This is a genomic window from Niallia sp. RD1 (assembly GCF_024219955.1).
GTDB classification, from domain to species: Bacteria; Bacillota; Bacilli; order Bacillales; family Cytobacillaceae; genus Niallia; species Niallia alba.
On the sequence record NZ_CP100420.1, the window covers coordinates 280,870 to 299,599 of the forward strand.

Here is an 18,730-nt window from a genome sequence, read left to right on the forward strand (position 1 = left end):
ATGAGCTCTCTCTTTCTCTTTGTTAATACACTTGTTCCAATGCTTCTTGCAGTGTGAATTTTTTTTCATATAATGCTTTACCGATAATCGCACCACCGACACCTTTAACGTAAATTTCCTTTAGTCGGTTCAAATCCTCCATACTACTTACACCACCTGAAGCGATTACTTCTTTTTTTGTTACGATCGCCAGTTCTTCAATCGCCTCAACATTTGGTCCACTTAGCATTCCATCTGTAGCAATATCTGTAAAAATAAAAGTTTCTGCTCCGGCATCTGCAAAGCGTTTCCCAAGCTCCACAGCCTTCACCTCAGAAGTAGATAGCCATCCATGCGTTGCTACATAACCATTTTTCGCATCAATTCCAATTGCAATTCCATCCCCATATTTACGAATCATTTCCATCGCAAAGTCTGGTTGTGAAACGGCTATACTTCCAATGATTACTCGCGTTACACCATTCTCTAAATAATGAACAATGTCTGCTTCTTGCCTAATGCCGCCGCCGATTTGCACATGAACACCTAATTTTTTAGCAGCTTCAATGACAAATTGATCATTTACTCTTTTGCCATCTTTTGCCCCATCAAGGTCAACCATATGTATCCATTTTGCGCCTTGTTCTACAAAACCTTTGGCCATATCAAAAGGAGAATCACCGTAGATTGTTTCCTTTTCATAATCTCCTTGAAGTAAACGGACACACTTTCCGTCCCTCATATCAATAGCAGGGTATAAAGTAAAGGTCATGTGGGTCATCCTTTCTGTATTAAATTCGCAAAGTTACTTAATAAATGCATACCCAATTTACTACTCTTCTCTGGATGAAACTGCATGCCATATACATTGTTTCGTCCTACTACTGCTGGAACTTCTTTGTCATACGAACAACTTGCAATAATGACTTCCTCTTTTGTATCTGCATAATAAGAGTGCACAAAATAAACAAAATCATCATCCATGTTAAGTGTTACTAATGAGTCTTTCTTAAAATGAAGCTTATTCCACCCCATATGAGGTACCTTATATGACGTACCATCTTTGGAGATACCTGAAAAGCGTATCACTTTGCCAGGCAATAACTTTAATCCTTCGCTTAAGCCATTCTCTTCACTTGATTCAAACAGTAACTGCATACCGAGGCAAATTCCTAATAAAGGTTTACCGTTCTCGACAAATGTATGAATCATTTCAGATAAGCCCGTTTCCTTCAGTTTTTCCATCGCATCTTTAAATGCTCCTACACCAGGAAGAATTAATGCATCTGCTTGGAGCAATTCTTCTTTGTTCTCTGAAATAAAATAAGGCGCATTCAATCGTTCTAATGCCTTGCTAACACTGAACAAATTCCCCATCCCATAATCAATAATCCCGATCATTTACAGCATTCCCTTCGTAGAAGGTATCCCCTTAATTCTAGGGTCGATGGTCGTTGCTTCATCTAAAGCTCGTGCCAATGCTTTAAAGATTGCTTCTATCATATGGTGAGTATTTTTCCCGTAGTGTAAAATAACGTGAAGATTCATCCTAGCTTCTAAAGCTAATTTCCAAAGAAATTCGTGCACAAGTTCTGTATCAAATGTTCCTACCTTATCACTCGGGAACTCTGCACGGAATTCTAAGTGAGGTCTATTACTTAAATCGATCACTACTTGTGCTAATGTTTCATCCATTGGTACAAAACTATTTCCATAACGCTTTATACCACTTTTATCTCCTAGAGCATCTTTTAGTGCCATTCCGAGGCATATCCCTATATCTTCTGTTGTATGGTGATCATCTACTTCGATATCTCCATTTGCTTGGACTGTTAAATTAAATTGCCCATGCTTTGTAAATAAATCAAGCATGTGGTTCATAAACGGTACACCAGTATCGATTTCAGAAACCCCTTCTCCGTCTACATTTAATGATAACTGAATGTTTGTTTCTCCTGTTTTTCTACTAATCGCTGCGGTTCTTCCCATTTTCCTTCCTCCTTTATGCAGGTATTTTAATCGATTCCAAGTCCCAATCAATACCAATTTTTTTTATAAATAGCACTACTCCTCATATCGTGCTTCTATTGCTCTTGCATGGGCTTCTAAGCCTTCTAACCGTGCAAATTTGGCTATTTTATAGGCATTTTCTTTAAAGGCTGCTTCACTGTAATGGGTGATACTGGATTTTTTTTGAAAATCGTCCACATTTAATGGATTGGAGAATCTTGCTGTTCCGTTTGTTGGCAGTACGTGGTTTGTTCCAGCAAAATAATCTCCAACTGGTTCTGAGCTATATCTCCCTATAAATATAGAGCCAGCATGTCGAATGTTTTCGAGGATATCATATGGATTTTCTGTTATTATTTCTAAATGTTCTGGAGCAATTGTATTAATTGCTGTGGTGGCTTCATTTAGTGTTTTAACGACTACTATCAACCCATATTGATCAATTGATTTTTTCGCTATTTCTTTTCTTGGTAAATCATTTAACTGTTGCTCCACTTCATTAAAAACCTCTTCTGCTAATGAAATAGATGTTGTGACAAGAACCGATGAAGCTCTTTCGTCATGCTCAGCCTGTGATAATAGATCTGCTGCGATTTCTTTTGCAACTGCTGTTTCATCTGCTAGGATGGCAATTTCACTCGGACCAGCAATCATATCTATCGCTACATCTCCAAATACTTCTCTCTTTGCAAGGGCAACAAAAATATTTCCAGGACCAACAATCTTATCAACCTTCTCAATCGACTCTGTGCCATACGCTAATGCTGCTATAGCTTGTGCTCCTCCTACTTTATAAATTTCTTTTACTCCCGCTATATCAGCTGCCACTAAAACTGCACTAGGAAGACTGCCGTTCTCATTTGGTGGCGATACCATCACAATTCGTTTCACTCCTGCTACTAACGCTGGAATCACATTCATTAACACGGATGAAGGATAAGCGGCTGTTCCACCAGGTACATATACTCCAACTGAATCTAGAGGCAGAATCCTTTGACCAAGGACTGATCCGTTTTCTTGGGTAAAGTTCCACGAAGTTTTCAGCTGTTTTTGATGGTATTCTTTAATGTTGGCTGCCGCTTCCTTCATTATTGAAATCATTTCCGTTTCAACATGATCGTAAGCAGTCGCTATCTCTTCTTCCCTTACTAGGAGACTTGTCAGCTCTGCGCCATCCCATTTTTTTGTATATTCTATAAGCGCTTGATCACCTTTTCTTTTTACTTGGTCCATTATCTCCATAACCGCTTTTCGCTGTTCTTCTGATCCAGCATCAACAGAACGCTTTAAGCAAATATTCTCTATATCTGTCACAATCCTCATCTAGAAACCCCTTTCTAGTTATTTCACTGTTAAATTCGCCTTTACTACTTGCTGAACTCTTTCTACCAATTCACTAATTCGTTTATCCTTTAATCGATAGCTTGCCGGATTTACAATTAATCTCGAGGTGATATCTACTATTCTTTCGTACTCAACAAGACCATTTTCTACAAGGGTTTTTCCCGTCGAAACTATATCTACGATTCTATCTGTTAAGCCAATGATTGGCGCAAGCTCGATTGAACCATTAAGTTTTATGATTTCTACTTGAGATCCTTGTTCACGAAAATAAGCTGCTGCAACATTTGGATATTTCGTTGCAATTCTTGGCGCAATTTCATTCAGCTCTGTATGAGGAAGACCTGCTACTGCTAAATAACATGCACTAATATGTAAATCTAATAATTCATATACATCTCTTTCTTCTTCTAACATAACATCTTTCCCAGCGATTCCTAAGTCTGCAACCCCGTGCTCCACATATGTTGGAACATCCATTGGTTTGGCCAAGATAAAGCGGAAGTTTTCTTCTTCGACATCAATAATTAATTTACGGGAGTCATCAAATTCTGCTGGTAAACGAAAGCCTGCATCTCTTAATAAGTCAGCTGCCTCTTCGAATATTCTTCCTTTCGGCATGGCGATAGTTAACATCTCATTCATTTGACAACCTCCACTCCTTTTTTCCCGACCAATAGGATGATTTCACTGTATTGCTTCGTACAAGCATCCACATCTTTAACTCCATTAATATCTTGCGTAATGACATGGATTCCAGCTTGCCTTTTTTCTTGCGCTAATTGGAACGCTTCTTTTCTACGCTCATTACTGAATAATATGCATTGAGCAGTTGCTAGTTTTTTCCCATTCCCAAGTGCCTCTAATAATCGATCAACCCGAATAGCAAACCCAGTAGCTCCAGTTCTTTTCCCGAATTTCTCTAATAGTAAATCATAGCGTCCGCCGCTCCCAATCGGAAAACCTACCCCTTCTGCATAAACTTCATAGACAATACCAGTATAGTAACTCATATGACTAACAAGGGATAAATCAAATGTCACTCTATCTGCTACTTCATAATCAACAAGAATTTCCCAAAGCTGCTTTAAGTCATCAATTGCTTTTGCCCCCTGATTTCCTTCTATTAATTGATAAGCAAGACTTATAACTTCTTCACTTCCCCTAAGCTTTAAGAAATCATTTAGTCGCTGTTTATCAATGCTTGATAAAGCAAGCTGCTCGACATGCTGGCGATATCCGACATAGTTTTTCTCATATAAATATTTCGTTAAACTATCTGCTCTTTCTTTCGTTCCAAGGATTTGTTGAAAAAACGCCTGGACGAACCCTATATGTCCAACTGATACTTGATAATTGTCTACTTCAGCTTGTTGGAGAGAGGAAATAAGCAAAGAAATCCCTTCTCCATCTGCACTAATTGTTTTATCGCCAATATACTCAACGCCTATTTGCTCAAATTCAGCTGGTCTCCCTCCTTCTCGTTGCTGCGCGCGAAAAACAGACGCATTATAAGCAAGGCGCAATGGCAATTCTTCTGATAAAAGCTTAGATGCCGCTACTCTCGCTATCGGGGCTGTCATATCTGGGCGAAGTACAAGTGTATGTCCTTGTTGATCCAGTAATTTAAAAAGCTGCTGATCTAAAATAGCAGACGCTGTCCCAACTGTTTCATAGTATTCCAATGTCGGAGTTTCAATAAATTGATAGCCCCATTTTTTTATTTCTACATCTATCTTTTGTTTTACTTTATATTTTCTTTCGTAAATCGCTGGTAATGTATCTCTCATGCCTAATGGCTTTTCAAACATAAATAAGCTACTCATCATTACACCTCGTGTTTTAAAATTCAGAATGCTTTAGTTCGCTAATATACTACCAAATTAAAGAGTTGTTTTTAGTGTACTCTTCGCCTTATCATAGGTCAAGAGAAAAGTTTCATTTATTGGATCTTTCTAAAAATTATTATTTTAATTAATGACTGTTTTCGTAAAGTTTGTTGTGATTACCTGCAGCCGGAATACCCTTCGCTTTCTGTGGGGCTCGCGCTAAGTCTCCTCAGCTTCGCCTCCGGGGTCTCAGACTGTCTCGCTAATCCCACAGGAGCCTACGTGTATTCCGGTTGCTCCATTTTTCCTACTAATTCATTTTTCCTATTGAAAAAATAATAATCCTCTAGAAAACAGCCTAATTAATAAAACCCCAACTATATAAAGTAAACTTCCATCAGTTGAGTTTTTTCCTCAACACCACTGATGGTTAGTTGCACTTATCGAACCTTTACGGACAGTTTATTCCCCACCTAGCTTCTTCGATTTTCCGCAGCTTGAGATAGTCTTTATGAGTGAGATAAAGTAATTGCTTATCATATTTTTTATTAATTCTGAAATTTTTAAAAAGACCTATCTATTCGTTACTCAAAGATAATAAATCTTGGAATAACGGAAGATAGGTTTACTTTATTTATTCATCCATTACATAGGAAGGCTCGCTTTTTCTGCGCTCTTCCATTTGTTCTGCAGTATAAATGACTTGCATCGGATTTCCGCCAACAAAATATCCAGCGGGAACATCTTTATGTACTAGTGTACCTGCAGAGACAATCGCACGGTCACCGATTTTCACACCAGGAAGAATCGTTGAATTGGCACCGATCATTACTTCATCGCCAATTTCAATCTCACCTAGCCTGTATTCCTTTATTAAATATTCATGAGCAAGAATGGTTGTATTGTACCCTATGACACTATTCTTGCCTACCCTGATTTTTTCAGGAAACATAATATCTAGCATTACCATTAAAGCAAAAGAAGTTTGGTCTCCTACCTTCATTTTCAAAAGCTTGCGGTACATCCAGTTCTTCGCTTTTAAAAAAGGCATATATCTTGCTGTCTGGATAACGATAAAATTTTTGATTACTTTTAAAAAAGGGACCGTTTTATAAACATGCCACAGCGAGTTTGGTCCACTTACCGGATATCTTGTCGTCTTTCTCATGATGATTGGACTTCAGGAATAGAAAGGATATCTTTCATATTCTCAAAAATATAATCAGGGTTGTATTCCTGTAAGAATTCCTTCCCCTTTAGTGTCCAAGCTACACCTGCTGTTAAAGTACCCGCATTTTTTCCTGACAATATATCATGTTTATTATCTCCGACCATAATCGCTTCTGACGGGGATGCCTTTAATTTTTCAAGTGCAAGAAGGACTGGCTCTGGATCTGGCTTTGCCTTTGTTACATGATCCAAAGCAACCACTACGTCAAAAAACTCATCTAATTTTGTTAATTTAAGACCCATTTCTACTACATCTGATAATTTCGTTGAAACAATCGCTAGCTTAAAGCCTCTTTGCTTCAGTTCTTTGATTGCATCATATACACCATCAAAAATGGTGACAATTTTATCATGATTTTCAATATTATAACTACGATACATCGTCATCATTTCTGGCGCTCTCCATTTATCAATCGATTCAAATGTTTCTAATAATGGCGGTCCCATGAAAGGAATGACATCTTTTCGCTCATATTTTCCTGGGTAATAATGATTTAATGTATGTAAGTAAGAGGAAATAATTAATTCATTTGTATTAATTAGCGTCCCATCTAAATCAAATAATGCTGCATTAATCTTTCCAGTCAACCGAAACATCCTTTCTATTATTAACCATTTGTATCTAAATAACGTTCATGTGCCAATCCTGCTTTTCTTCGATAAGCAATTGTGACAGCAGAAAGAACAATTAAAGCTAAGGAAATTAATTGAGCCATTCGTAATTCACCAATCATTAGACTGTCTGTTCTCATTCCTTCTATAAAGAATCTTCCAATCGAATACCAAATAACATAGGATAAGAATATTTCTCCTCTGCGTAAATTTACTTTTCGTAAAGCTAGTAAAATCACGAATCCAACAATATTCCATATTGATTCATATAAAAAAGTAGGATGATAGTATGTTCCGTTAATATACATTTGATCAATGATAAAAGTTGGTAAATGCAATCCTTCTAAAAACGAACGTGTTACTTCCCCGCCATGGGCCTCTTGGTTCATAAAGTTTCCCCAGCGGCCAATTGCTTGTCCAAGAATAATACTTGGTGCTGCTATATCTGCCATTTTCCAGAAAGATATGCCCTTTTTCTTTGTAAAAATATAAGTAGTAACGACAGCTCCGATTAAAGCCCCATGAATGGCAATACCACCATTCCAAATTTTCGGGATATCTCCTAGGTGGTCTTTATAATAGCTCCACTCAAAAATGACATAATAAATTCTTGCACATATTATCGAGATTGGAATAGCCCATAGCATTAAATCGGGAAAGTCATCCTTTCCAAGTCCTCTCCTATTCCCTTCGCGCATTGCAATAATAAGCGCAAGAATCAATCCTGAACCGATTATAAGTCCATACCAGCGGACATCGATTGGTCCTAATGAAAATGCAACTGGATCAATTGGTCGTATATCTTCCATCTGATTTCCTCCTATTCCCAAGGAATGTTTAAAGGCATAATAAATATTTTGCTTTTATCTCGCCTTTTAGTTCCCTTTTTCTACCATCTATTTACTTTCTTTCGTCCGATATAACATTATTTAGTTTATTTGTGAATTGTTCTGCTGCATTCACGCCCATGCGTTTTAAACGGAAATTCATTGCCGCTACTTCAATAATGACCGCTAAGTTTCGTCCTGGGCGAACTGGAATTGTAAGCTTCGTTACTTCTGTATCAATTATTTTCATTTTTTCTTCATCTAAGCCTAAACGGTCATATTGCTTGTTCTGTTCCCATAGTTCTAGCGACATAACTAATGAAATCTTTTTGTGCGTTCGCACAGCCCCTGCTCCAAATAAAGTCATTACATTAATAATCCCTAAACCACGAATTTCCAATAAATGTTCAATTAGTTCTGGGGAACTTCCGACAATTAAGTTTTCATCTTCTTGTCTTATTTCCACACAATCATCAGCCACTAATCGGTGTCCACGTTTAACAAGTTCAAGAGCTGTTTCACTTTTACCTACACCACTTTTACCAGTGATTAACACGCCCACACCATAAATATCAACAAGAACACCATGAACAGCCGTAGTAGGCGCTAGTTTTCTTTCCAAGAAATTAGTAAGTCGACTGGAAAAAAGCGATGTTTTATGCTTAGAACGTAATACTGGTACTGCTAATTCCTCTGATGCTTCGATTAATTGCGGTGGTACTTCCATATTTCGCGTAATAATGATTACTGGAGTAGTATCACTACATAATTTCGTTAAGCGGTTTGCTCTTTCTTCCTCACTTAATCGTTCTGCAAAGGAAAGTTCAGTCTTACCTAACAGCTGAACACGCTCTGCAGGATAATAGTTAAAATAACCAGCCATTTCTAAACCTGGTCTTGATATATCACTAACTGTAATTGGTCGATTAATACCTTCTTCTCCACTTACAATTTCTAAATCAAACTCTTCAATCACATCTTTTATTAGTACTTTTGCCGCCATGAAGCTCCTCCTTTAAAGGTCCTTGCTGTTAAGTTTTTATAAACAGAAAAAAACTGTTTAATTTTAGTCATTATTTATAATTCCATATTCACCTTATTTTAGCATTAAAAGATAAATATATGCTAGAATTCAGTCAAATTATTAGGAAAAGGTATTCTAAAATAAAGAAAACTTTCATCAATAGTTTTTTTCCTCATCCCCTCCTAATGATTAGTTGTACTTAACGGATATCTTCTTCGATTTTCCGCAGCTTACTATCCGTTAACAGTAGGATAAAAAGACAAAAAAACTGCCAGATAAAGCAATGGAATAGTTTCCACTTCTATATCTGGCAGCCTCTTACCCTTTTTCTCGAAGGACTGTATTTTGAACAATTATATTGCAAAGTGAAAGTAAAATGCTAAAAAGCAAGCACATACCAAAACTTGAAATTTCAAGACTGTCTCCCATCAATCTGTCTGTTAATGACAATGTAATAGCATTGATGACAAATAAAAATAGTCCTAGCGAAAGAATTGTTACAGGTAATGTCAATAAAATTAATATTGGTTTAACAATAATATTTAACAAGGATAAAATAACGCTTGCTCCAATCGCAGCCCCAATCCCTGATAAATAAAATTGATCCTGAAATAAACCAGCCAATGCTACAAAGAAAATAGCATTAATTAGTATTCCTACTATCCATCTCATTCCAATTACTCCTCATTAAGCATAGTAGAAACCGATACAGGTTATAGGGGAAAACAATCTAAACGAACAGTCTTTCCATCCCGACATTATTTTCCTTATCGGTTTCCTCTATTATAATTAATTATTTTTTTCAATCTTCTTCACTTTAATCGATCCTGTTTTTGTATTAGCATCAATTTTTGTATGATGCTCACTTGATTGTATCGATTTAAATTGTAACGTCTTTTGAAGAACTTCATTTTTCTCTTCTACTATTTGTATCCCCTCTAACTCTACATTAAATCCACCGAAATTCGTTTTTAACTCTCCACTAACCGCTAATGTTTCTGGTAAGCTTACCTCGATACTACCTGTTGTTCCTTGAAGTTCAAACACTTCACATGTTTCCGAATGGTTTGTGCATAAAATACTGCCGTTAAAGGATTGTAAATCGACTTTATTAAAATAACCTTCAACTGTAATCGATCCATTTATCGTTTCAGCGTCAAGTTTTTCTATATTGCCTTTTTCGACTTTAATACTGCCGTTTGCCGCATCCGCTTCTACTTTTTTATTTTCACCAGCCTGTAACGTTATTTTACCATTAGCCGTTTTAGCATACAATTTTTCCGCTTTAACATCAAATGTAGTAATGGGTCCATTAAATAAACGAACGATGGCTGATTCATACGAAGTTTGTGGGATATAAACTTGCGTTTTTACCTTCATCCATTTATGATTCGTTTTTACTAGTAATTTCTCATCATCTACAATTACATCTACTTCCTTTAAAAACACATTTTTTGCTTCTTCTAACGAATTTACGCGATATACCTTTGCTTTACATTCAATACTAACTTCTTCTTGATCCCATGGAATAAGCTCCACTTCTCCATTTGGAATATCAATATCTAACTTTTTTGGTGTGATATTATTGTATTGAAAAATATGAGAAACTTCTTCAAAATGACCAAAGTTTAAATCTAGGTCTACTTCCTTCACCTTTTTTATCGTTGTATCAACAAAGTCAAAGAGCTTATCTTTCGCAGATTGAAAATTAAATCCATAATTTGAATTTGTTTCTTTCTTCTTTTCATGAAACTTTGTTTCTTCTTGAAAATCTTCTAATATTTTCTTTTCGTCTTCATTGAGTGACTTCTTCTCATTTACTTCATCAACCTTTTCCATTAGCTTTAATGCTTCATCTACGGTCAATTTGCCACTTTCCACTAGTTCTAAAATTCGCTTTTTCTCATCTGCCACTTTAAATCCTCCTCAAAAATGAACGATTTTATTCCTTTAAAACCTCCACCTAAATTAGATAAGATACGAAACTGCACATTATAAAATGAATGTAATCAAAAATAAGATTATTTTCTTCTATTGAAAAAAACAACAACCTTTTAGAAAACAGCTAAACGCAAAAACTTAATCGCTCCATTTCACTCCCGATTTAGAACAAAGAATGAAAAGCAACATTTTTTTGAAAACAACTACTTTTAATGATATTTATTGGCTGCATTTACTATTAATACAAATTGCCTCAAACATTCAGTAACCTTCATATTATCGGCTTCTGTATTTTTATACGAATCATCCCTTCTAAAAGTTTCATTTCGAATATATTCTTTGCTAAGAATCCTTTTTATTTTATGTAGTTATTTTCTATTTCAGAAGAATTTCTCTATAAGAAATGAAAAAGAGACGAGGCCCTCTGGTAGGTGAGCAACTTTAATAAGTCGACTCATCTGCTCTCCCCATCTCTTTATTCAATATTAAGTTGTAGCAATCTTCTCTGCTTCTTCGATACTTTTTTTCATTCTTTGCCGATCTCTTTCTAAAATTGGCTTTAAATACTTACCAGTATAGGAGCCTTCTAAATTGGCAATGTCTTCAGGTGTTCCGGATCCTAAGATTGTACCACCTTTATCGCCACCTTCTGGTCCTAAATCGATAATATAATCTGTTGTCTTTATAACATCCAGATTATGCTCAATGACGAGGACGGTATCGCCATTCTCTACCAATCGTTGCAGGACAGTCAGCAATCTTGAAATATCATCAACATGCAAGCCCGTAGTCGGCTCATCAAGAATGTAAAAAGATTTACCAGTAGAACGTCGATGTAATTCTGAAGCTAATTTTACCCTTTGAGCTTCTCCACCTGATAAAGTAGTGGCTGGCTGTCCTAGCTTAATATATCCTAAACCAACATCTACAATTGTTTGGAGTTTACGATGAATCTTCGGTATGTTTTCAAAGAAAGCTACACCATCTTCCACTGTCATTTCCAATACGTCAGAAATATTTTTTCCTTTATACTTCACTTCTAATGTTTCGCGATTATATCGCTTTCCATGACAGACTTCACACGGAACATAAACATCTGGTAGGAAATGCATTTCAATTTTTATAATTCCATCACCACGGCAAGCTTCACATCTTCCGCCTTTGACATTAAAACTAAAACGACCTTTTTTATACCCTCGTACTTTTGCTTCATTAGTTGTTGCAAAAACATCTCTAATATCATCAAACACTCCAGTATAAGTGGCAGGATTCGACCTTGGAGTTCGTCCAATTGGTGACTGATCAATATCAATGACTTTTTCCAATTGTTCGATCCCCTTAATTTCTTTATGCGCACCCGGCTTCGCTTTTGCACGATTAAGCTTTTGGGCTAAGCTTTTATGGAGAATTTCATTAATCAATGTACTTTTCCCTGAACCAGAAACACCTGTAACAGAAACAAACATTCCTAGTGGGATTTTTACACTTACATTTTTTAAATTATTTTCTTTTGCACCAGTGATTTCAATAAATCTGCCATCACTTTTCTTTCTTTCTAACGGAAGTGGAATGAACTTTTTCCCTGATAAATATTGACCTGTTATCGATTCTGAATCATTCATTACTTCCTCAGGAGTTCCGACTGAAATAATTTCTCCTCCATGGACACCAGCACCAGGTCCTACATCAATTAAGTAGTCTGCAGCCATCATCGTATCTTCATCATGCTCTACAACAATCAATGTATTTCCTATGTCGCGCATTTGTCTTAATGTATCAATTAATTTATCATTATCTCTTTGATGAAGACCGATGGAAGGCTCATCTAGAATATAGAGCACACCAGTGAGTCTTGAGCCAATTTGTGTCGCCAAACGAATCCTCTGTGCTTCACCACCGGATAAGGTACCTGCAGCTCTACTTAATGTTAGGTAATCCAGCCCAACATTTATTAAAAATCCAACTCGCTCTTTTATTTCTCTAAGAATCAAATTAGCAATTTGTTTTTCCTTGTCTGTTAGATCAACCTGCTCCATAAATTGATAGCATTCCACAACTGATTTTTCCGTAATTTTCCCAATATGCTGTCCATTAATTAATACAGCTAAGGCTTCTTTTTTTAAACGATATCCTTTACATGTACGACAAGGCTGTTCTGCCATATATTTTTGCATTTGTTCTCGAATATAGTCAGAACTTGTCTCCTTGTATCTTCTTTCGACATTTCGAATAACGCCCTCAAATTGAATATCATTTTCTCTCACTTGACCAAAATCATTTTCGTAACGGAAATGAATATATTCTTTTCCAGATCCATAAAGAATTTTGTCCATTAGGTTTTTAGGAATATCCTTAACTGGTATATTCATGTCAATACCATAATGATTACATATACTTTCAAGAAGCTGTGGATAGTATTGAGAACTAATGGATTCCCATGGAGCTATTGCATTTTCTTTTAAAGTTAAATTCCAATCAGGAATAATCAAGTCCACATCAACAACTAATTTATTTCCAAGTCCATCACAATCTGGACACGCTCCAAATGGGCTATTAAAGGAAAAAAGTCTAGGTTCTAATTCGCCAATCGAGAAACCGCAAATTGGACAAGCATGATGCTCGCTAAATAATAATTCCTCCTGTCCAATAACGTCAATAATAACTTTGCCATTTCCGAATTGTAATGCTGATTCTAATGAATCTGCTAAACGAGCTGTAATTCCCTCTTTTACAACTAGACGATCAATAACTACTTCAATATTATGTTTCTTGTTTTTCTCTAAAGAAATATCATCGCCAATTTCATGCATTTCTCCATCAATACGTAATCGAACATATCCTTGCTTTTTCACATCTTCAAGCACTTTCCCATGAGTCCCTTTGCGCCCTGATACTACAGGTGCTAAAACTTGAAGTCTCGTTCTTTCAGGATATTCTAGGATTCGGTCAACCATCTGCTCAATTGTCTGTGAGGAAATTTCAATTCCATGCTCTGGGCAAGTTGGTCTCCCAACCCTTGCGTATAATAACCTTAAGTAATCATAAATTTCCGTTACTGTCCCAACAGTAGAACGTGGATTTCGACTTGTTGTTTTCTGATCAATGGAAATAGCCGGTGATAATCCTTCAATCGAATCAACATCTGGCTTATCCATTTGCCCTAAAAACTGACGAGCATAAGCAGATAAAGATTCTACATATCTTCGTTGTCCTTCCGCATATATGGTATCAAAAGCGAGGGAAGATTTCCCAGAACCAGATAAACCGGTTATGACTACTAATTGATCTCTTGGGATAGTTATATCAATATTTTTTAAATTGTTTGCTCTTGCACCTTTTACAATAAGTTTATCTTTTGCCATTGCTTCTCTCACCCCTCAGCCTTTAATTCAAGCAATAGATCGCGAAGCTCTGCTGCTCTTTCGAAATTCAAAGCTTTGGCTGCTTCTTTCATTTCTGACTCCATTTGTGCGATCATTGCCTCTTTTTCTTTTTTCGTCAATTTATCAAGTTTAGTAGATGCCGCATATTCTTCTGGCTCTTCTGCTGCCTGTGTTGCACGGATTGAATCTCTAATGCCTTTTTGAATCGTTTGCGGAATTATTCCATGTTCTTCATTATATTTCTCTTGAATTTCTCTACGTCTTTTCGTTTCACTTATGGCAACTTCCATGGAATGAGTCATCTTATCTGCATACATGACGACATGACCATTAGCATTTCTTGCTGCTCGCCCGATTGTTTGAATTAACGATCTCTCCGAACGAAGGAAACCTTCTTTATCAGCATCTAAAATTGTGACTAATGATACCTCTGGAATGTCCAGTCCTTCCCTTAATAAGTTAATTCCTACTAGTACATCATATTTTCCAAGACGTAATTCCCGAATAATTTCAATCCGTTCTAACGTTTTTACTTCGGAATGCAAATACTGTACTTTAATTCCTATATCTTTCAGATAATCAGTTAAGTCCTCTGACATTTTTTTCGTAAGTGTTGTTACCAATACCCGTTCATTTCGTTTAATTCTTTCATGAATCTCAGCAATTAGATCATCAATTTGTCCTTCAATCGGCCGAACGTCAATCGTCGGATCAAGTAATCCAGTCGGACGAATTATTTGTTCAATCATAACTGGAGTATGCTCAATTTCATATGGGCCAGGTGTTGCAGATACACAAATCATTTGATTAATATGCTTCTCGAATTCTCCAAAGGTCAACGGACGGTTATCAAGGGCTGATGGTAAGCGAAAACCATGATCTACCAACACATTTTTCCGTGCTTGGTCACCATTATACATTCCTCTAATCTGCGGTAATGTAACATGAGATTCGTCGATAACAAGAAGAAAGTCTTTTGGAAAATAATCCAACAAAGTATAAGGAGTAGATCCAGGAGGTCTTAATGTTAAATGTCTTGAATAGTTTTCTATTCCAGAACAGAATCCCATCTCTCTCATCATTTCTAAATCATAACGTGAGCGTTGTTCTAGCCGTTGAGCTTCTATTAATTTATTATCTGCTCTTAATTTTTCTAATTGTTCCTCTAATTCCTTTTCAATGTTCTCAATCGCTATTTTCATTTTTTCTTCTCTTGTTACGAAGTGAGAAGCAGGAAAAATAGCAATATGGTTTCGTTCCCCTAATATCTCTCCTGTTAATGCATCTACTTCGCGAATCCGGTCAATTTCATCTCCAAAAAACTCTACTCTGATACAATGTTCGTCACGAGATGCCGGGAAAATTTCCACTACATCCCCGCGAACACGAAATGTTCCCCGTTTAAAATCAATATCATTTCGATCATATTGGATATCAACTAATTTACGCAGCAATTGATTTCTTTCTAATTCCATCCCCGATCTTAACGATACAACCATTTCTCGATACTCTTCTGGAGAACCTAATCCATAAATACAAGAAACGCTGGCAATAATGATGACGTCATCTCTTTCAAATAAAGAGGATGTTGCTGAATGACGAAGTTTATCGATTTCATCATTGATGCTTGCGTCCTTTTCGATAAATGTATCTGTTTGTGGGACATATGCTTCTGGTTGGTAATAATCATAGTAGCTAACAAAATACTCTACTGCATTATTAGGAAAAAATTCCTTAAACTCACTATATAATTGACCAGCTAATGTTTTATTGTGAGCAATGATTAACGTTGGCTTTTTTACTTCTTTAATCACATTGCTTACTGTAAAGGTTTTACCAGTACCAGTTGCCCCTAGCAACGTCTGAATTTTGTCACCTGCTCGAATACCTGATACTAGTTTTTCTATCGCTCCTGGCTGATCACCTTGAGGAGTATACTTTGAAACTAACTCAAAATCATGACTCACTAAACCATCCTCCGATCTGTATACTTTCTATTCCCGTTCGTACATTTCTTTGACACTCTATGATAAAGATTTATTTATGGTCCTTTAAATGTAAAACCACATTCGTTTAACAGTCTCCACTCTATCCATTTAAGCTATGTAATCAACATATCACCATTCTACCACAAACCATCCTTTTCAAACCACAAAAAAGAGAACAAACATTCGATTTATTTTATCACGCTTTTCATCTGTATTAAAAAGCAAAATTCCATAAAAAAATGACTAACGAAAATACCTATCATCTTTATCGACGTAAATTCGTTTAGTCATTCTCCTTCTCTATTCTTTTTTCTTTTTTTCAACTTAAACTCAAGCATCTTTATTTGCTAACCGATCTTTCCATTTCCTACTAATCATATAGCCAACCGTCATGGAAAAAGCATCGACGACAATGAGCAAAAATGTATCAGTATATCCTCTATAAACGGAAGCAGCAATTAAGGCGACGGTTAAAACTAAGCCGATAATTGGATAATAAGTCGCTCTTGAAAATAGGATTACTAATAAACACGGAAAAAATAGGGCAGCTAGATATTTTCCCATCTACATACACCTCTATTTACACATATTTCACTTCATTGACCGTTAGACCGAACTTCCCAAGCGCACTGGCTAAATTATTAAAAATTGGAATATGACTGAAATCAACGCCTAATTGAATAGCTGTTTGTGCGACTTCAGGTCTTAATCCAGAAAGATATCCTTTTACGCCAATTAATCGCAAAGCATGAATAACTTGAAATATTTGATGGGCAACCATTGTATCGATTAGTGGTACACCAGATAAATCAATGAATAAATGATTAAATCGTTTTTCATTACATTCTTTCAATGTATTTTCCATAATTAATTGCGCTCTCTTTGTATCAATATCGCCAATTAATGGCAACACACCAATTCCCTTTGTAATCGGTATAACCGGACTACTTAATTCATAAATGGTTTCTTGTTGTGCAGTTAATTGCTGGAATTTGTATTCATCGTAAGAGCCAATAAATATATTTACAAATAAATCAAAAGCATAATGGATGAGACGTATCCATTCAAACAAGGTAGTTATTGTTAAATGAGCAGTAGATTCCTCTGAAAACTTCTCCACATAAGATATAAGAATTCCTTTAACCGTGTTAAGCTGTTCAATCGATTCCAAAATAGGAACTAAATCTTTCGCACGTTTTTCTGCAACTTTAACAGCCCATTTAGAAATATTTGCTGAATATACAGCTTCATCCTCAATAAAAACCTTAATCACATTTTCCAAAAGAATTTGGTGGGCTGTAATTAGTTCTTCTGTATTCTCTGCTGATTTATTGATTGAATAAAAGTTAGATGGGTTATTTTCTATTTTGTTTAACCATTCCTTGCGCATATCTACAAGATGATCATTTAAAAAGGTATATAGGCTTTGCATACATGGTTCCAACTATTTCTCCTCCTAATTCAAGAAACAATGCTTCATTGCATTTTATAATATCAAATTCTCATAGAAAAAATCGATATATTCACCACTATATTTAGTCGTTCTTACTTTTTTGAATTGAATTCTTCGCATTTGTAAATAAAGTGAAACTTCCATCAGTGGGGGGGGTTTCCTTCCTCCCCCACTGATGGTTAGTTGAACCAATCGGACCTTTACGGACAGTTGATCTCCCTCCTATCTTCCTCGTATTCTCAGAAGCTTGAGGGGGGAGTCTTACTGTCCGTTAAGAGTGGGATAAAGTGAAACTTCTATCAGTGGGGGGTTTTCCTTCCTCCCCCACTGATGGTTAGTTGAACCAATCGGACCTTTACGGACAGTTGATCTCCCTCCTATCTTCCTCGTATTCTCAGAAGCTTGAGGGGGGAGTCTTACTGTCCGTTAAGAGTGGGATAAAGTGAAACTTCTATCAGTGGGGGGTTTTCCTTCCTCCCCCACTGATGGTTAGTTGAACCAATCGGACCTTTACAGTTGATCTCCCTCCTATCTTCCTCGTATTCTCAGAAGCTTAAGGGGGGGAGTCTTACTGTCCGTTAAGAGTGGGATAAAGTGAAACTTCTATCAGTGGGGGGTTTTCCTTCCTCCCCCACTGATGGTTAGTTGAACCAATCGGACCTTTACGGACAGTTGATCTCCCTCCTATCTTCCTCGTATTCTCAGAAGCTTAAGGGGGGAGTCTTACTGTCCGTTAAGAGTGGGATAAAGTGAAACTTCTATCAGTGGGGGGTTTTCCTTCCTCCCCCACTGATGGTTAGTTGAACCAATCGGACCTTTACGGACAGTTGATCTCCCTCCTATCTTCCTCGTATTCTCAGAAGCTTGAGGGGGGAGTCTTACTGTCCGTTAAGAGTGGGATAAAGTGAAACTTCTATCAGTGGGGGGTTTTCCTTCCTCCCCCACTGATGGTTAGTTGAACCAATCGGACCTTTACGGACAGTTGATCTCCCTCCTATCTTCCTCGTATTCTCAGAAGCTTGAGGGGGGAGTCTTACTGTCCGTTAAGAGTGGGATAAAGTGAAACTTCTATCAGTGGGGGGTTTTCCTTCCTCCCCCACTGATGGTTAGTTG

The 18,730-nt window shown here is 36.7% G+C and carries 16 protein-coding genes; all 16 read right to left on the reverse strand.

Annotated features, from left to right (window positions below; translation table 11 throughout):
• Window positions 1–22 precede the first annotated feature (22 nt).
• Window positions 23–751 (reverse strand): 1-(5-phosphoribosyl)-5-[(5-phosphoribosylamino)methylideneamino]imidazole-4-carboxamide isomerase, encoded by a 729-nt coding sequence (gene hisA, locus NKG37_RS01485; protein ID WP_224427760.1) that lies wholly within the window; start codon window positions 749–751, stop codon window positions 23–25.
• Window positions 752–756: 5 nt separating this feature from the next.
• Window positions 757–1,380, reverse strand: a complete 624-nt coding sequence (gene hisH, locus NKG37_RS01490; RefSeq protein ID WP_224427759.1) for an imidazole glycerol phosphate synthase subunit HisH — start codon at window positions 1,378–1,380, stop codon at window positions 757–759.
• The gene (gene hisB / locus NKG37_RS01495; protein WP_224427758.1) at window positions 1,381–1,968 is read right to left on the reverse strand and encodes an imidazoleglycerol-phosphate dehydratase HisB; all 588 of its coding nucleotides are present in this window, start codon (window positions 1,966–1,968) and stop codon (window positions 1,381–1,383) included.
• 75 nt (window positions 1,969–2,043) lie between these two features.
• Window positions 2,044–3,312, reverse strand: a complete 1,269-nt coding sequence (hisD, locus tag NKG37_RS01500) for a histidinol dehydrogenase (protein ID WP_224427757.1) — start codon at window positions 3,310–3,312, stop codon at window positions 2,044–2,046.
• A gap of 18 nt (window positions 3,313–3,330) precedes the next feature.
• A complete protein-coding gene (hisG, locus tag NKG37_RS01505) occupies window positions 3,331–3,975 on the reverse strand; it encodes an ATP phosphoribosyltransferase (RefSeq protein ID WP_101729275.1) in 645 nt (214 codons plus the stop codon).
• Window positions 3,972–5,156: an ATP phosphoribosyltransferase regulatory subunit gene (locus tag NKG37_RS01510; protein ID WP_224427761.1), complete on the reverse strand. Its 1,185-nt coding sequence runs from the start codon at window positions 5,154–5,156 to the stop codon at window positions 3,972–3,974. Before NKG37_RS01510 ends, hisG begins: the two co-directional genes overlap by 4 nt.
• 637 nt (window positions 5,157–5,793) lie before the next feature.
• Window positions 5,794–6,327 carry an acyltransferase gene (locus tag NKG37_RS01515; RefSeq protein ID WP_254415683.1) on the reverse strand — a complete coding sequence of 178 codons (534 nt, stop codon included), beginning with the start codon at window positions 6,325–6,327 and terminating at the stop codon, window positions 5,794–5,796.
• Window positions 6,324–6,977 carry a pyrophosphatase PpaX gene (ppaX, locus tag NKG37_RS01520; protein ID WP_226752517.1) on the reverse strand — a complete coding sequence of 218 codons (654 nt, stop codon included), beginning with the start codon at window positions 6,975–6,977 and terminating at the stop codon, window positions 6,324–6,326. Before ppaX ends, NKG37_RS01515 begins: the two co-directional genes overlap by 4 nt.
• 20 nt (window positions 6,978–6,997) lie before the next feature.
• A complete protein-coding gene (gene lgt / locus NKG37_RS01525; protein ID WP_101729279.1) occupies window positions 6,998–7,810 on the reverse strand; it encodes a prolipoprotein diacylglyceryl transferase in 813 nt (270 codons plus the stop codon).
• A 91-nt stretch (window positions 7,811–7,901) separates the two neighbouring features.
• On the reverse strand, window positions 7,902–8,831 hold the full coding sequence (gene hprK / locus NKG37_RS01530; protein WP_254415684.1) for an HPr(Ser) kinase/phosphatase: 930 nt from the start codon (window positions 8,829–8,831) through the stop codon (window positions 7,902–7,904).
• 339 nt (window positions 8,832–9,170) lie between these two features.
• Window positions 9,171–9,524: a phage holin family protein gene (locus NKG37_RS01535; RefSeq protein ID WP_169189078.1), complete on the reverse strand. Its 354-nt coding sequence runs from the start codon at window positions 9,522–9,524 to the stop codon at window positions 9,171–9,173.
• 117 nt (window positions 9,525–9,641) lie between these two features.
• Entirely contained in the window at window positions 9,642–10,766 is a 1,125-nt protein-coding gene (locus NKG37_RS01540) for a DUF4097 family beta strand repeat-containing protein (RefSeq protein WP_254415685.1), read from the reverse strand.
• Between the two features lie 512 nt (window positions 10,767–11,278).
• A complete protein-coding gene (gene uvrA, locus NKG37_RS01545) occupies window positions 11,279–14,155 on the reverse strand; it encodes an excinuclease ABC subunit UvrA (protein WP_212117437.1) in 2,877 nt (958 codons plus the stop codon).
• A gap of 8 nt (window positions 14,156–14,163) precedes the next feature.
• Entirely contained in the window at window positions 14,164–16,143 is a 1,980-nt protein-coding gene (gene uvrB, locus NKG37_RS01550) for an excinuclease ABC subunit UvrB (RefSeq protein WP_224427756.1), read from the reverse strand.
• A 351-nt stretch (window positions 16,144–16,494) separates the two neighbouring features.
• Window positions 16,495–16,728: a CsbA family protein gene (locus NKG37_RS01555; protein WP_016203893.1), complete on the reverse strand. Its 234-nt coding sequence runs from the start codon at window positions 16,726–16,728 to the stop codon at window positions 16,495–16,497.
• Window positions 16,729–16,744: 16 nt separating this feature from the next.
• Complete coding sequence (locus NKG37_RS01560; protein ID WP_101729282.1) at window positions 16,745–17,608, reverse strand: STAS domain-containing protein; 864 nt, start codon at window positions 17,606–17,608, stop codon at window positions 16,745–16,747.
• Between the last annotated feature and the right edge of the window lie 1,122 nt (window positions 17,609–18,730).